The 14,240-nt window shown below is 65.0% G+C and carries 15 protein-coding genes; 10 read left to right on the top strand and 5 right to left on the bottom strand.

Translation table 11 applies throughout. From position 1 onward, the window contains the following. Nucleotide 1: 1 nt before the first annotated feature. Entirely contained in the window at nucleotides 2-2,296 is a 2,295-nt protein-coding gene (locus tag FOC67_RS05840) for a hypothetical protein (RefSeq protein WP_009315439.1), read from the top strand. A gap of 76 nt (nucleotides 2,297-2,372) precedes the next feature. On the opposite strand, the gene FOC67_RS05845 is transcribed toward FOC67_RS05840, so the two are convergent. From FOC67_RS05845 to FOC67_RS05865, 5 genes are all read right to left on the bottom strand, one after another. Beyond that, nucleotides 2,373-3,074 (bottom strand): ABC transporter ATP-binding protein, encoded by a 702-nt coding sequence (locus FOC67_RS05845; protein ID WP_003086389.1) that lies wholly within the window; start codon nucleotides 3,072-3,074, stop codon nucleotides 2,373-2,375. A gap of 2 nt (nucleotides 3,075-3,076) precedes the next feature. Continuing rightward, the gene (livG, locus tag FOC67_RS05850) at nucleotides 3,077-3,844 is read right to left on the bottom strand and encodes a high-affinity branched-chain amino acid ABC transporter ATP-binding protein LivG (protein ID WP_003082125.1); all 768 of its coding nucleotides are present in this window, start codon (nucleotides 3,842-3,844) and stop codon (nucleotides 3,077-3,079) included. Continuing rightward, complete coding sequence (locus FOC67_RS05855) at nucleotides 3,841-5,094, bottom strand: high-affinity branched-chain amino acid ABC transporter permease LivM (protein ID WP_003082131.1); 1,254 nt, start codon at nucleotides 5,092-5,094, stop codon at nucleotides 3,841-3,843. The genes livG and FOC67_RS05855 overlap by 4 nt, the downstream gene beginning before the upstream one ends. Beyond that, entirely contained in the window at nucleotides 5,091-6,014 is a 924-nt protein-coding gene (gene livH, locus FOC67_RS05860) for a high-affinity branched-chain amino acid ABC transporter permease LivH (protein WP_003086391.1), read from the bottom strand. Before livH ends, FOC67_RS05855 begins: the two co-directional genes overlap by 4 nt. A gap of 260 nt (nucleotides 6,015-6,274) precedes the next feature. Then, nucleotides 6,275-7,396: a branched-chain amino acid ABC transporter substrate-binding protein gene (locus FOC67_RS05865; RefSeq protein WP_003086396.1), complete on the bottom strand. Its 1,122-nt coding sequence runs from the start codon at nucleotides 7,394-7,396 to the stop codon at nucleotides 6,275-6,277. A gap of 298 nt (nucleotides 7,397-7,694) precedes the next feature. Between FOC67_RS05865 and FOC67_RS05870 the strand changes: the two genes are divergently transcribed. From FOC67_RS05870 to flgH, 9 genes are all read left to right on the top strand, one after another. Then, on the top strand, nucleotides 7,695-8,012 hold the full coding sequence (locus FOC67_RS05870) for a DUF2288 domain-containing protein (protein WP_003086400.1): 318 nt from the start codon (nucleotides 7,695-7,697) through the stop codon (nucleotides 8,010-8,012). Nucleotides 8,013-8,078: 66 nt separating this feature from the next. After that, nucleotides 8,079-8,441, top strand: a complete 363-nt coding sequence (locus tag FOC67_RS05875; protein ID WP_003082140.1) for a DUF5064 family protein — start codon at nucleotides 8,079-8,081, stop codon at nucleotides 8,439-8,441. Between the two features lie 252 nt (nucleotides 8,442-8,693). Continuing rightward, a complete protein-coding gene (gene flgB, locus FOC67_RS05880; protein WP_003082144.1) occupies nucleotides 8,694-9,101 on the top strand; it encodes a flagellar basal body rod protein FlgB in 408 nt (135 codons plus the stop codon). A 5-nt stretch (nucleotides 9,102-9,106) separates the two neighbouring features. Next, nucleotides 9,107-9,547: a flagellar basal body rod protein FlgC gene (gene flgC, locus FOC67_RS05885; RefSeq protein WP_003082150.1), complete on the top strand. Its 441-nt coding sequence runs from the start codon at nucleotides 9,107-9,109 to the stop codon at nucleotides 9,545-9,547. Between the two features lie 12 nt (nucleotides 9,548-9,559). Next, the gene (gene flgD / locus FOC67_RS05890; RefSeq protein WP_003082153.1) at nucleotides 9,560-10,273 is read left to right on the top strand and encodes a flagellar hook assembly protein FlgD; all 714 of its coding nucleotides are present in this window, start codon (nucleotides 9,560-9,562) and stop codon (nucleotides 10,271-10,273) included. Between the two features lie 27 nt (nucleotides 10,274-10,300). Continuing rightward, nucleotides 10,301-11,689 carry a flagellar hook protein FlgE gene (gene flgE / locus FOC67_RS05895; RefSeq protein WP_003086405.1) on the top strand — a complete coding sequence of 463 codons (1,389 nt, stop codon included), beginning with the start codon at nucleotides 10,301-10,303 and terminating at the stop codon, nucleotides 11,687-11,689. Nucleotides 11,690-11,906: 217 nt separating this feature from the next. Continuing rightward, nucleotides 11,907-12,656 (top strand): flagellar basal-body rod protein FlgF, encoded by a 750-nt coding sequence (gene flgF, locus FOC67_RS05900; protein ID WP_003082159.1) that lies wholly within the window; start codon nucleotides 11,907-11,909, stop codon nucleotides 12,654-12,656. Between the two features lie 46 nt (nucleotides 12,657-12,702). Next, nucleotides 12,703-13,488 carry a flagellar basal-body rod protein FlgG gene (flgG, locus tag FOC67_RS05905; RefSeq protein ID WP_003082164.1) on the top strand — a complete coding sequence of 262 codons (786 nt, stop codon included), beginning with the start codon at nucleotides 12,703-12,705 and terminating at the stop codon, nucleotides 13,486-13,488. 45 nt (nucleotides 13,489-13,533) lie between these two features. Continuing rightward, the gene (flgH, locus tag FOC67_RS05910; RefSeq protein ID WP_003082166.1) at nucleotides 13,534-14,229 is read left to right on the top strand and encodes a flagellar basal body L-ring protein FlgH; all 696 of its coding nucleotides are present in this window, start codon (nucleotides 13,534-13,536) and stop codon (nucleotides 14,227-14,229) included. The last annotated feature ends 11 nt before the right edge of the window (nucleotides 14,230-14,240 follow it).

Raw genomic sequence — 14,240 nt, forward strand, 5'->3', positions numbered from 1 at the left:
TATGGATATCTGGAACTGGGTGGAGAAGCTCCGCGCCGACCTGCGTGAGGCCGGCCAGGAGCAGAGTGCGCGGCTGATCGACGAACTCACCGCGTACGTCTGCGACCTCGAGGTGGAGCGCGCCGAGGCGCTGTTGCCGGAGGTCAAGGCGCTGAGCCGGACGTTGAACAACCCGTGGCTGGAAATCTTCGTCCGCCACTGGGAGATGCGTAACCGGGTCGGCAACCAGCTGGAGGGCGAGACCGCCCTGGCCGACGCCGTTTCCTTGTTCGAACTGGCCAACCGCGACGACACCCAGGCCTGCCCGCAGTCGGTCTGCGTGACCCAGGACCTGGCGTCGTGCTACGCCAACGTCGACGGCCCGGGCTGGGTGGAGGAACGCATCGAGGTGTGCGACGAGACCCTGGCGCGGATCGACCCGACCTGGGCCTGCTTCCACTGCCTGAGCAACGAGAAGGCCGAGGCGCTGCTCGACGACGGGCGCGGCGAAGATGCCCTGGCCTTCCTGGCCGAACAGGAGAAGAAGATCCTCGCCGCCGGCGAGGAGGTATTCGACAGCCTCCTGGAGATGCGCGTGGCGATCCTGCTGAACCTGGGGCGCGCGGAACAGGCGCTGGCCCTGATCGGCGAGATGGAGGAGAAGGTCGAGGGCGCGGAGTGGAACAACATCAGCCAGCCGCGGCGTCTGTACAAGGCCCACGGCCTGGCGTTGCTGGGGCGCGACGAGGAGGCCCTGGAGGCGCTGCTGCCGTTCTCCGAGATTGCCCCGCGCTACCGTACGATCTGGCTGCGCGCGGTCTACCTGCTGCTGCAACGGACCCCTGAGCGCAACACCTGGGACTTCGGCGGGCGCTTGCAGCAGATGCTCGAACACTATTCGCAGAAGGGCGCACACCGGGTGGTCATCGACGTCGCCAGCCAGGCCATCCGCCTCGCGCTGCAACGCGGTTCGGTGTGGAGCGCCAGGCGCCACCTGGCGCTGGCCGAACAGCATGCGCAGCAGTTGCAGCGCGACCGTGGCGCCAGCCAGTTGCTCGCTGGCCTGAGGGCCGAGATCGATGCCGCGCCGCAGCAGCAGGAACTGCCGGTGCCGGCTGCGGAGTTGCTCGACTGGCTGGCTGCGCAGGGCAGCGAAGACGCGCCGCGCAACCCGGAGAAAGAAGTGCAGTGGCTGCTCCAGGCGCTGGCCGAGCGGCCCGACGACACCGCCTTGCGCGAAGTGGCCGCCTCGGCGCTACAGGCCTGCTCCGCCGACGACGAGGCCATCGACCTGCTCTGGGAGTACGTCGAGCGCCACACCGACGAGGAGCAGCAACTGGCCTACTACCTGCTCAATGCCTTGCTGGCGCGCGGCGAGTACGACCAGGTCAAGCGCCTCGGCCGGCTCTACGCCGACAGCGTGCCGCTGATCGCGCTGTGGAGCGAAGTCAAGCTGGCCGAGAAACTCAACGACTGGCCGGAGCTGGAGCGCGCCTGCCAATCGGTGCTGGAAATTTCTCCCGGCTCGCTGGGAGCCCATAGCCTGCTGGGTAAGGCGCTGATGGAGCAGGATCGCTTCGCCGAGGCGGCGCTGGCCTACCAGCGTCTGGCCGGCAAGCTGGAGGAGCCGCAGTCGGTGCAGTGGGACCAGATGACCGCCGCCAGCGCCGCGCGCGACTGGACGATGCTGCGCGAGGTCGCTGCCGGCATGGGCATGGAGTTCGCCGCCGGCGACGGACCGATCGAGGAAGACTGGGGCTGGGTGATCGTCCGTTACATCGAGGATGGCGAAGCGCTCGACTACTACGCCCGGCGCACCGGCCCGGTGACCGCGCGGGTCCTCGAGAACGCGCCGGGCAATCGCAGCCAGCGGGTCGGTGACTGGGTGGTGTTCGACGCCGGCCTGATCTATCCGGCTCCGGAAGACGAGGAGGAGCGCAAGCGTTTCGTTCCCACCTATGCGGTGGTGCACGTCCTCGAGAGCGGTGGTTACTCGCCGAGCTGGCTGGTGGACGGCGTCTATCCGGGCGACGAGGCCTTCGACGCCTTCCGCGAAACGCTCGACGCGCGCGGCTGGAAGGTCTGGGTGCACAGCAACCGCGACTACCAGGTCACCGATGCCAGCAGCGGCGAGGAACTGCGGGCGATCTACTTCACCGTCGCGACACCTGCGCAGCAGGCGCCGCGCGACCTGCACCAGGCGTTGCAGGAGGCCACCGGGCAATGGCCGCACCGCATGTGCTGGCTGCGCCTGGCGGAAGCGGCGGAGGTCGACACCCAGCCGCACCTGGACGCTATCGAGCGCTACGGCCTGTAGCCGGTACGCCTCGGCATAAAAAAACGGCCCGTGAGGGCCGTTTTCGTAGGCGCTGAAGTCTACGGCGGGACAGTGCTCAGCCGCCGAGGTAGGCGTCGCGCACCTTCGGGTTGGTCAGCAGGGCGGCGCCGGTGTCGTGCATGACGATCCGGCCGTTCTCCAGCACGTAGGCGCGATCGGCGAGCTTCAACGCCTGGTTGGCGTTCTGCTCGACGAGGAACACGGTGACGCCTTCGCGACGCAGCTGCTCGATGATCTCGAAGATCTGCTGGATGATGATCGGCGCCAGGCCGAGCGAAGGTTCGTCCAGCAGCAACAGCTTTGGCTTGCTCATCAGCGCGCGGCCGATGGCGAGCATCTGCTGTTCGCCGCCGGACATGGTCCCGGCGCGCTGTTCGTAGCGTTCCTTCAGGCGCGGGAAGAGTTCCAGCACCTTGTCCATCTGCACCTGGTAGTCGTCCTTGTCGGTGAAGAAGCCGCCCATCGCCAGGTTTTCTTCCACCGTCAGGCGGGAGAAGACCCGGCGGCCTTCCGGGACCACCGCGATGCTCTTGCGCATGATGGTGGAGGAGGGCAGGCCGACCAGTTCCTCGCCTTCGTAGCGGATGCTGCCGCTGGCCGCCTGCGGCGAGCCGCAGAGCGTCATCAGCAGGGTCGACTTGCCGGCGCCGTTGGCGCCGATCAGGGTGACGATCTCGCCCTTCTTCACTTCCACGCTGACGTCGTGCAGCGCCTGGATCTTGCCGTAGTAGGTGGAAACCTTGTCGAAACTCAGCATGCTCACGCTTCCCCCAGATAAGCCTTGATCACGTCCGGGTTGTCGCGGATCTGCTCCGGCGTCCCGTCGGCCAGGGGGGCGCCCTGGTTGATCACCACGATATGGTCGGAAATGCTCATCACCAGCTTCATGTCGTGCTCGATCAGCAATACCGTCACGTTGTGCTCGCTGCGCAGCTTGGCGATCAGCGCCTTGAGGTCGTCGGTCTCCTTCGGGTTGAGGCCGGCGGCCGGCTCGTCGAGCATGAGGATCCGCGGGCGGGTCATCATGCAGCGGGCGATCTCCAGGCGTCGCTGCTGGCCGTAGGCGAGGGTGCCGGCGCTGCGGTTGGCGAACTCGGTAAGGTTGACTTCCTCCAGCCAGTGCGCGGCGTACTCCATGGCCTCGCGCTCGCTGCGGCGGAATGCCGGGGTCTTGAACAGGCCGGCGAGGAAGTTGGTGTTGAGGTGGCGGTGCTGGGCGACCAGCAGGTTCTCCACCGCGGTCATTTCCTTGAACAGGCGGACGTTCTGGAAGGTCCGCACCACGCCCTTGCGAGCGATCTTGTGGCCGGGCAGGCCCTGGATCTCCTCGCCGTCGAGGCGGATCAGGCCGCCGGTGGGCTGGTAGAAGCCGGTCAGGCAGTTGAACACGGTGGTCTTGCCGGCGCCGTTCGGGCCGATCATCGAGACCACCTGCTTTTCCTCGACCTTCAGGTTGACGCCGTTGACGGCCAGCAGGCCGCCGAAGCGCATGGTCAGGCCGCTCACTTCGAGAATCGGTCGGCTCATGGCTTCAGCTCCAGGTGCGGGCGTTGCATCGGCAGCAGTCCCTGGGGACGCCAGATCATCATCACGATCATGGTCAGGCCGAAGATCAGCATGCGGTATTCGTTGAACCCGCGCATTTCCTGGAGCAGCACCATCACCACCGCGGCGAGGATCACGCCGAGCTGCGAACCCATGCCGCCGAGCACGACGATCGCAAGGATCATCGCCGACTCGATGAAGGTGAAGGACTCAGGCGTCACCAGGCCCTGGCGGGCGGCGAAGAAGCTGCCGGCGAAACCGGCGAAGCTGGCGCCGATGGTGAAGGCGGAGAGCTTGACGATGGTCGGGTTGAGACCGAGAGCGCGGCAGGCCACTTCGTCCTCGCGCAGCGCTTCCCAGGCGCGACCGATCGGCATGCGCATCAGCCGGTTGATCACGAACAGGGCCAGCAGCACCAGCAGCAGGGCCACCACGTAGAGCAGGATGACCTTGTAGTTGGTGTTGTAGGCGATGCCGAAGAACTCGTGGAAGGTCTGCATGCCTTCCGGCGCGCGGCGTTCGAAGGTCAGGCCGAACAGGGTCGGCTTGGGGATCGAGCCGATGCCGTTGGGGCCGCCGGTGATCTCGGTCATGTTGCGCAGCAGGATGCGGATGATCTCGCCGAAGCCGAGGGTCACGATCGCCAGGTAGTCGCCGCGCAGGCGCAGCACCGGGAAACCGAGGAGGAAACCGAACAGCGCGGCCATCATCCCGGCGATCGGCAGGGCGGTCCAGAAGCCGAACCCGGCGTACTCGGCGAGCAGCGCGTAGGTGTAGGCACCCACCGCGTAGAAGCCGACGTAGCCGAGGTCGAGCAGGCCGGCCAGGCCGACCACGATGTTCAGGCCGATGCCGAGCATCACGTAGATCAGGATCAGGGTGGCGATGTCCACCGCCCCGCGCGAGGCGAAGAACGGCCAGACGAAAGCCACCACGACCAGGGCGAGTACCGCCCAGCGCTGGGTCGACGGCAGGCTGAGGAAGTTCTTCAGGCCGCTGCCGTTGACCTTGTAGCCGACGCCGCGACCCAGCTTGAGCGGGATGCGGTCGCGGAACAGCTGCCAGACGAACATGGCCAGGGCGGCCGCGGCGATGGTCCAGAGGGTCTGCGCATCGGCGCCGAGGACCTCGAGCTTGATGCCGACGGTGCGCAGCTTCAGGCCGAGGATCGGATAGGACACCAGGATCACGAGGAGGGCGCTGAACAGCGCGCGCTTGAGGGACTGGCTCATACTTTTTCCACCTCCGGACGACCGAGGATGCCGGTAGGTCGGAACAGCAGCACCAGGATCAGCAGGCCGAAGGCCACCACGTCCTTGTACTGGTCGCCGAACACGTCGGCGCCGAAGGCTTCGGCGACGCCCAGCAGCAGGCCGCCGAGCATGGCGCCGGGGATGCTGCCGATGCCGCCGAGCACCGCGGCGGTGAACGCCTTGATCCCGGCGAGGAAGCCGATTCCGGGGTTGATCACGCCGTACTGCATGCCCAGCAGCACCGCGGCGACGGCGGCCAGGGCGGCGCCGATGACGAAGGTGAGGGCGATGATGTTGTTGCTGTTGATACCCAGCAGGTTGGTCATCTTCAGGTCCTCGGCGCAGGCGCGGCAGGCGCGGCCCAGGCGAGAGCGGGAGATGAACAGGGTGAGGCCGAACATCACCAGGAAGGTGACGACGAAGATCAGGATCTGCATATAGGAGATCACCACGCCGTTCATGCTGCTTTCGCCGAACACGAAGTTGCCGGGCAGCAGGGTCGGGATGGCCTTTTCCTTGGAGTCCTGCGAGAGCATCACGGCGTTCTGCAGGAAGATCGACATGCCGATCGCGGAGATCAGCGGGATCAGGCGGTTGCCGCCGCGCAACGGGCGGTAGGCGACCCGCTCGATGCTGTAGCCGAAGGCACTGGTGACGATGATGCTGGCGGCGAACGCGGCGAGCATCATCAGCGGAACGCTGTCCAGCCCCATCATCGCCAGCAGGGTGATGGCGATGAAGGCGATGTACGAGCCGATCATGTACACCTCGCCGTGGGCGAAGTTGATCATGCCGATGATGCCGTAGACCATGGTGTAGCCGATCGCGATCAGCGCATAGGTGCTGCCGACGGTCAGGCCGTTAACCAATTGTTGTAGGTAATGATAAATCTCGGGCATGGGACTCTCTCGCTAAACGCCCGCCGTTGTACGGCAGGTAGACGTTCGGCTCGCGGGTGTGGGGCCGGAACGCTGCTGAGACCCGTCACGATCCGGCGCGCGGCGGGCCGGCGGGAGGCAGGGGAAAGCCGCGCTCCCGTCCACCAGGAGTGAACGCTGCCGGTCTTCGCCTGCCCTTGCCGGGCCGCCGCTCGCGGAATCATGCGGGTACTAAAACAAAGCCCACGGTGGGTGACGTGGGCTCCGTACTGCAACGATGCTTACTTGACCTCGGTCCGGGTGGCGTCCTTGTGCCACTCGTAGACGGTGAAGTCGAAGTTCTTCAGGTCGCCCTTCTCGTCGAACCCGAGGTTCCCGGTGGGAGTCTCGAAGGTGTTGGCGCGCAGGGCCGCGGCGACCTTCTCCGGATCGGCCTCGCCGGCTTTCTCGATGCCCTTGGCGATCACGGTGACCGCGGAGTAGGCGGGCAGGACGAAGATGCCGCTCGGATCCTGGTTCTTCGCCTTGAAGGCGTCGATCAGGGCCTTGTTCTTCGGATCCTGCTCGAAGGCGCGCGGCAGGGTCGCCAGCATGCCTTCCGAGGCGTCGCCGGCGATCGCGGTGATTTCGCTGTTGCCGACCCCTTCCGGGCCCATGAAGCGCGCGTCCAGCCCGGCCTGCTTGGCCTGGCGCAGCAGCAGGCCCATTTCCGGGTGGTAGCCGCCGAAGTAGACGAACTGCACGCCGGCTTTCTTCAGCTTGCTGATCAGCGCGTTAAAGTCCTTGTCGCCGGCGTTCAGGCCTTCGAAGACGGCAACCTTGATGCCGGCGTCTTCCACGGTCTTCTTCACCTCGGTGGCGATGCCTTCGCCGTACTGCTGCTTGTCGTGCAGTACCGCGATGGTCTTGTCCTTGTAGCGTTCGGCGATGAACTTGCCGGCCACCGGGCCCTGCATGTTGTCCAGGCCGATGGTGCGGAAGATCAGCTTGTAGCCGCGCGAGGTGATTTCCGGGGCGGTGGCCGACGGGGTGATCATCAGCACGCCTTCGTCTTCGTAGATGTCGGTGGCGGGTTGGGTGGAGCTGGAGCAGACATGGCCGACCACGAACTTGACGCCGTCGTTGACCACCTTGTTGGCGACCGCCACGGCCTGCTTGGGATCGCAGGCGTCGTCGTAGATCACGCCTTCGAGTTGCGCGCCGTTCACGCCGCCTGCCTTGTTGATCTGTTCGATTGCCATCAGCGCACCGGCGCGCTGCATGTCGCCGTACTGGGCTACCGGACCGGTGACCGGGCCAGCCAGGGCGATCTTGATGGTGTCGGCGGCCATGGAGTAGCTGGCGAACCCGGCAATGGCCATCGCGGCGAACAGGCGGGATAGACGCTGAGTACCCTTCTTCATAGTGCTCCACTCTTCTTGTGTGTTGTCATTGTTGTAGTCTCGCGGCCGCGGGGGCCGGAGGAGACCGGGTGATCGTCATGGACGGACCCCGGGAACTGTACCGGTACAGTGTAGAGCGGCGCTTCGTCGCTTGAAAAGCACGGCACGGCGAGCTCCCGTGAGTCGTGTCGCCTGGTTGACATAAACGTATAGAAAAACGGCGCGGACCTGCCTCACCTCCCTGGGCCCGGTTTCCCTTCGGCTGTCGTGGGCTACCGGCGGGCGTTATCATGGCGCCCATGCAATCCAGGTAGATCCCATGACAGAACAAACTAGCACCCTCTATGCCAAGCTGCTCGGCGAGACCGCGGTCATTTCCTGGGCCGAGCTGCAACCGTTCTTCGCCCGTGGCGCCTTGCTCCAGGTCGATGCCGCGCTGGACCTGGTGGAAGTCGCCGAGGCCCTGGCCGGGGATGACCGCGAGAAGGTCGCCGCCTGGCTTTCCGGCGGCGGCCTGAGCAAGGTCGGGGAGGATGCGGCCAAGGACTTCCTCGAACGCGACCCGACCCTCTGGGCGGTGGTGGTGGCGCCCTGGGTGGTCATTCAGGAACGCGCGGAAAAAGCGACGTTGCACTGATCCAGGGCGGTTTTCTTTCGCTCGACCCTGGCTAGACTGATTCCGATTCCCACCAGGAGATTCGTCATGTTCGAACCAGGCCACCTCCATCTGGTCAGCCTGCCCGGCCTCGACCAGCAGGACATCAATATCCATATCCGCTACGAGGTGCGGCAGAACGCCGAATCCGGCGCCTATGTGCACTTCGACATGGACGGCGAGATCGACGGCAAGCCGTTCAGCGACTCCTTCGAGCTGCCGCGCGATACCGCCTTCAACTTCGCCAGCGATGCCACGCGGGTCGCCCAGAAGCACGGCCTGCACCCGAAGTTCGGCGCGATCACCCGGGTGCACAAGGAATACGATGCGATGTTCGAGGATATTCGCGCCAAGCTGCATGCCCATCCCGGCGAACCGGTGGATCTCGAGCGGATCATTCGCCACGAGTGAGCCGTGTCCCCGGCGGCCGGAAGCATGGGAAAGGCCCGATATCGACGATATCGGGCCTTTTTTCGTTTGCCGGAGAAGCCGTTCCAGGGGCTTGCCACCCTTGCCGGCAAGCGGAAACGGCTTGCCGCTTGCCGCTTCCGGGTTGCCCTTAAATAAACTCAAGTTATTGAATATAAAGGTTTTTAATAATCTGGCACGGGCCTTGCTGAAGTGTTGGCGACGAAAGCCACACCGGCAAACAGGTTCGCAGCCATGAGCATCAGTTTCGACAGAGCACTCGGTATCCACCAGCAGGCCCTCAGCTTCCGCGCCCAGCGCGCCGAAGTGCTGGCCAACAACCTGGCCAACGCCGATACCCCGAACTACAAGGCTCGCGACCTGGACTTCGCCGCGGTTCTCGCCGAGCAGAAGGACAAGGCCGCCAAGGGTACCTTCGCCACCCGCACCACCAACGAGCGGCATATCGCCGCCGAAGGTTTCGGCATGGGCGAGGGCAGCCTGCAGTACCGCATCCCGGTCCAGCCGTCGATCGACCAGAACACTGTCGACGCCCAGATCGAGCAGGCCAACTACGCCGAGAACGCCATGCACTTCCAGGCGTCCTTCACCTTCCTCAACAGCAAATTCAAAGGGCTGGTCAGCGCCCTGCGTGGAGAGTAACCGCCATGTCCCTCGCCAGTGTCTTCAACATTGCCGGTAGCGGCATGAGCGCCCAGAGCACCCGCCTGAACACCGTGGCCAGCAACATCGCCAACGCCGAGACGGTTTCCTCCAGCGTCGACAAGACCTACCGCGCCCGCCATCCGGTGTTCTCCACCATGTTCCAGCAGGCCCAGGGCGACAGCGGCTCGCTGTTCGCCGACCAGGACAGCTCCGGCGCCGGCGTGCAGGTGCTGGGCATCGTCGAGGACCAGAGTTCGCTGATGCCGCGCTACGAGCCGAACCATCCGGCCGCGGATGCCAACGGCTACGTGTATTACCCCAATGTGAACGTGGTCGAGGAAATGGCCGACATGATTTCCGCCAGCCGTGCCTTCCAGACCAACGCGGAAATGATGAATACCGCCAAACAGATGATGCAGAAGGTCCTGACCCTGGGTCAGTGAGCGGAGTAGAGCATGAGCATCGATAACGTCAGCGGCACCAGCAGCAACACCGGCAACGTCAACGGCAGCAAGCGCGCCGCCGGCAGCGGCGCCACCGAGACCGGGCAGAGCGTCAAGGGCAGCAGCAACCTTGGCAAGGACGAATTCCTCAAGCTGCTGGTGGCCCAGTTGAAGAACCAGGACCCGATGTCGCCGCAGCAGAACGGCGAGTTCATCGCCCAACTGGCCCAGTTCAGCACCGTGGAAGGCGTGCAGTCGCTGAACAAGAGCATGGAGAGCATTCTCTCCAACTACCAGTCGTCGCAGGCCCTGCAAGCCTCGTCGCTGGTGGGGCGGAAGGTCATCGTGGCGACCGACAAGTCGGTGGTGGACACCAAGGACACCTTCAAGGCGTCCCTCAACCTGCCGGTCTCCAGCAGCAACGTATGGGTCAACGTCTACGACGACAAGGGCACCGTGGTCAATCGCATCAACCTCGGCCAGCAGGCTGCCGGCAGCGTCAGCTTCATGTGGGACGGCAAGGACAGCAGCGGCAACATCATGCCGCCGGGCACCTACAAGTTCGAGGCGCAGACCTCGATCGACGGCAAGACCTACGGGCTCCAGACCTACCTGCCGGCCAACGTCGACAGCGTCACCCTGGGGCAGAACGGCGGCGAGCTGATGCTCAACCTCGCAGGCCTGGGCAGCATCGCGCTGTCCAAAGTACAGATCATCGGCCAGTAAGCCGGCGTTTCCGGCAAGGAGCTATCCATGAGTTTCAACATCGGCCTGAGCGGCATCCAGGCGGCCTCCAGCGGCCTGAACGTCACCGGCAACAACATCGCCAACGCCGGCACCGTAGGCTTCAAGCAATCCCGCGCGGAGTTCGCCGACGTCTACGCCGCCTCGGTGCTGGGTTCGGGCAGCAACCCGCAGGGCAGCGGCGTGCTGCTCTCGGACGTCTCGCAGATGTTCAAGCAGGGCAACATCGACTCGACCAACAGCGTGCTGGACCTGGCCATCAACGGCAACGGCTTCTTCGTCACCAGCAACAACGGGGCGATCAGCTACACCCGCGCCGGCTACTTCAATACCGACAAGCAGGATTTCATCGTCGACAACAACGGCTACCGCCTGCAGGGCTATGCCGTCGGGCCGAACGGCCAGTTGCAGAACGGCGTGGTCACCGACCTCAAGGTCGAGCGCGCCAATCAGGCGCCGCAGGCCACCTCGAGCATCCAGCAGTCGTACAACCTCAACTCGACGCTGAAGCCGCCGACCGTGACGCCGTTCGATCCGTCCGACGCCGCTACCTACAACTCGTCCTCTTCGCTGGGCATCTATGACAGCCAGGGCAACTCCCACACCATGAGCCAGTTCTTCATCAAGAACGAGCCGGACCCGAATGCGACCCCGCCGATTCCGGAGAACAGCTGGACCATGAAAGTGCTGATCGACGGGGTCAATCCGCTCGACCCCTCGAACAAGACGCCGATGAGCTTCAACGTCACCTTCGACGCCAGCGGCCAGATGACCTCGGTACGGGCGCCGGACGGCAGCACCAGCGGGCCGGGCTTCAGCATCGACGCGACCACCAACGTGATCCAGTTCAGCCCGGCCACCGGCAATCCGCCGACTCCCGGCACCGGCTGGATTCCGGCGGCCTCGGACGGCAAGACCCCGCCGACCTACGCCTGGAATGGCGCGACCGGTGCCGCCAGCGGCATCTCCTTCGACATGCGCAAGACCACCCAGTACTCCACCGCGTTCGCCCAGAGCAACCCGATCCAGGACGGCTACACCACCGGTCAGCTGGCAGGCCTGGAAATCGACGACACCGGGGTGATCTTCGCCCGCTACACCAACGGCCAGTCCAAGGTGCAGGGCCAGGTGGTGCTGGCCAACTTCGCCAACATCCAGGGCCTGACGCCGATCGGCAAGACCTCCTGGGTGCAGTCCGCGGAGTCCGGCGAGCCGGCGGTCGGCGCGCCGCGCTCGGGCACCCTGGGGGCGCTGCAATCCGGCGCGCTGGAAGCGTCCAACGTGGACATCTCCAACGAACTGGTGAACCTCATCGTCCACCAGCGCAACTACCAGGCCAACGCCAAGACCATCCAGACCGAGGATGCGGTGACCCAGACCATCATCAACCTGCGCTGATGACGGCGAGCCGGTGCCGTCCGGGCGCCGGCAAGGCCCTTGCCGCCAGCGGCAACCCCTGGCCAGGGGTTGCCCCCGAAGCCTCCGAAAGGAGGCTTTCTTTTTTGTAAAATCCATCTAAATCAATAACTTAATTTGTTTTTCGAATTCTGGCACGGCGCTTGCTGGATAACCTGCAAGAAAGCCCGGCGGATTGTGCCGGTGCCTGGAGGATTCGATGGACAAGATGCTGTACGTCTCCATGAGCGGGGCCAGCCAGAACACCCTGGCGATGCGCGCTCATGCCAACAACCTGGCGAACATCTCGACCAGCGGCTTTCGTCGCGACTTCGAGCAGGCGCGTTCGATGCAGGTGTTCGGCGACAGCTTCCCGGCGCGGGTATTCGCCATGAGCGAGCGGCCCGGTACCGATTTCAGCCATGGCAGCCTCCAGGAAACCGGCAACGAGCTGGACATCGCCATCGACGGCGACGGCTTCGTCGCGGTCCAGGCGCCGGATGGCAGCGAGGCCTACGTGCGTACCGCCGGCATGCACATCGACGCCCTCGGCATGCTGCGCACCGGCGACGGCTTGCCGGTGCTCGGCAACGGTGGGCCGATCGCCGTGCCGCCGGAGGAAAAGGTGGAGATCGGCCAGGACGGCACCATCAGCATCCGCGCCCTTGGCGAGAACCCCAACGTGGTCGCCGTGGTGGACCGGATCAAGCTGGTCAACCCGAACCTGAAGCAGATGGAGAAGGGTACCGACGGCCTGCTGCACTACAAGCCGCAGCCGGGCGAGCAGGCGCCGCTGGCCGACGCCAACGTGAAGGTGGTCTCCGGTTTCCTGGAAAGCAGCAACGTGAACGCGGTGGAAGAGATGACCGCGATCCTCTCGCTGTCCCGTCAATTCGAGCTGCACGTGAAGATGATGCGCACCGCCGAGGACGATTCGGCGGCCATGGCGCGGGTTTTGCAAATCAGCTAATCACTTGAGCGTGGTGCCATAAAACCGGCACCCGAGGAGCACGACGATGTTATCGGCACTGTGGGTCAGCAAGACCGGTCTGTCCGCCCAGGACATGAACCTGACCACCATTTCCAACAACCTGGCCAACGTATCCACCACCGGCTTCAAGCGCGACCGCGCGGAGTTCCAGGACCTGCTGTACCAGATCCGGCGCCAGCCGGGCGGCCAGTCGACCCAGGACAGCGAGCTGCCTTCGGGCCTGCAACTGGGTACCGGTGTGCGCGTCGTCGGCACCCAGAAGATCTTCACCCCGGGCAGCCTGCAGACCACCGAGCAGCCGCTGGACATGGCGGTCAACGGGCGCGGCTTCTTCCAGGTCCTGCTGCCGGACGGCACCGTGTCCTACACCCGCGACGGCAGCTTCCACCTGAACTCCGACGGGCAGATCGTCACCTCCAACGGCTTCGCCCTGGAGCCGGCGATCGTGGTGCCCAACGAGACCCAGACCTTCACCGTCGGCCAGGACGGCACCGTTTCGGTGACCACCACCGGCAACGCCCAGCCGCAGGTGATCGGCAACATCCAGACCGCCGACTTCATCAACCCGGCCGGCCTGCAGGCCATCGGCAACAACCTGTTCCTGGAAACCGGCTCCAGCGGCGCGCCGCAGGTCGGTACGCCGGGTCTCAACGGCCTCGGCACGGTTGCCCAGAACACCCTGGAAAACTCCAACGTCAACGTGGTCGAGGAGCTGGTGAACATGATCACCACCCAGCGCGCCTACGAGATGAACTCCAAGGTCATCTCCACCGCCGACCAGATGTTGTCCTTCGTCACCCAGAATCTTTGACGGGCCCTGACCGGACCCTGGCTGTACGCCGCGAGGTAGCTTGATATGAACCGGCTGATGATCGTCTCCCTGCTTGGCATCGCCACCGCCCTGGGCGGTTGCGTCAATCCACCGCCGAAGCCGAACGATCCGTACTACGCGCCGGTGCTGCCGCGCACCCCGCTGCCCGCCGCGCAGAACAACGGCGCGATCTACCAGGCCGGCTTCGAGCAGAACCTCTACGACGACCGCAAGGCCTTCCGCGTGGGCGACATCATTACCATCACCCTCAACGAGAAGACCCAGGCGAGCAAGAAAGCCAACTCCGATATCCAGAAGGACAGCAAGACCAAGATGGGGCTGACCTCGCTGTTCGGTAGCGGCATGACCACCAACAACCCGATCGGCGGCGGCGACCTCAGCCTCAGCGCCGAATACGGCGGCTCGCGCGACGCCAAGGGCGACAGCCAGGCGGGGCAGAGCAACAGCCTGACCGGCTCGATCACCGTGACCGTGGCCGAGGTGCTGCCCAACGGCATCCTCTCCGTGCGCGGCGAGAAGTGGATGACCCTGAACACCGGCAACGAGCTGGTGCGCATCGCCGGCCTGGTCCGCGCCGACGATATCGCCACCGACAACACCGTGTCCTCGACCCGCGTGGCCGACGCCCGGATCACCTATTCCGGCACCGGCGCCTTCGCCGATGCCAGTCAGCCGGGCTGGCTGGACCGCTTCTTCCTCAGCCCGCTGTGGCCGTTCTGAGGACGCTCGCG

Origin of the sequence: Pseudomonas sp. FDAARGOS_761 (assembly GCF_013343155.1) — a bacterium.
Classification (GTDB): Bacteria; Pseudomonadota; Gammaproteobacteria; order Pseudomonadales; family Pseudomonadaceae; genus Pseudomonas; species Pseudomonas aeruginosa.

What these genes read in the sequence shown, in the direction of transcription:
- flgC (WP_003082150.1), top strand. Translation starts at nt 9,107, where the DNA reads ATGTCCCTCGCCAGTGTCTTCAACATTGCCGGTAGCGGCATGAGCGCC.
- flgF (WP_003082159.1), top strand. Translation starts at nt 11,907, where the DNA reads ATGGACAAGATGCTGTACGTCTCCATGAGCGGGGCCAGCCAGAACACC.
- flgB (WP_003082144.1), top strand. Translation starts at nt 8,694, where the DNA reads ATGAGCATCAGTTTCGACAGAGCACTCGGTATCCACCAGCAGGCCCTC.
- FOC67_RS05875 (WP_003082140.1), top strand. Translation starts at nt 8,079, where the DNA reads ATGTTCGAACCAGGCCACCTCCATCTGGTCAGCCTGCCCGGCCTCGAC.
- FOC67_RS05845 (WP_003086389.1), bottom strand. Translation starts at nt 3,074, where the DNA reads ATGCTGAGTTTCGACAAGGTTTCCACCTACTACGGCAAGATCCAGGCG.
- flgE (WP_003086405.1), top strand. Translation starts at nt 10,301, where the DNA reads ATGAGTTTCAACATCGGCCTGAGCGGCATCCAGGCGGCCTCCAGCGGC.
- FOC67_RS05865 (WP_003086396.1), bottom strand. Translation starts at nt 7,396, where the DNA reads ATGAAGAAGGGTACTCAGCGTCTATCCCGCCTGTTCGCCGCGATGGCC.
- livG (WP_003082125.1), bottom strand. Translation starts at nt 3,844, where the DNA reads ATGAGCCGACCGATTCTCGAAGTGAGCGGCCTGACCATGCGCTTCGGC.
- livH (WP_003086391.1), bottom strand. Translation starts at nt 6,014, where the DNA reads ATGCCCGAGATTTATCATTACCTACAACAATTGGTTAACGGCCTGACC.
- flgH (WP_003082166.1), top strand. Translation starts at nt 13,534, where the DNA reads ATGAACCGGCTGATGATCGTCTCCCTGCTTGGCATCGCCACCGCCCTG.
- flgG (WP_003082164.1), top strand. Translation starts at nt 12,703, where the DNA reads ATGTTATCGGCACTGTGGGTCAGCAAGACCGGTCTGTCCGCCCAGGAC.
- FOC67_RS05870 (WP_003086400.1), top strand. Translation starts at nt 7,695, where the DNA reads ATGACAGAACAAACTAGCACCCTCTATGCCAAGCTGCTCGGCGAGACC.
- FOC67_RS05840 (WP_009315439.1), top strand. Translation starts at nt 2, where the DNA reads ATGGATATCTGGAACTGGGTGGAGAAGCTCCGCGCCGACCTGCGTGAG.
- FOC67_RS05855 (WP_003082131.1), bottom strand. Translation starts at nt 5,094, where the DNA reads ATGAGCCAGTCCCTCAAGCGCGCGCTGTTCAGCGCCCTCCTCGTGATC.
- flgD (WP_003082153.1), top strand. Translation starts at nt 9,560, where the DNA reads ATGAGCATCGATAACGTCAGCGGCACCAGCAGCAACACCGGCAACGTC.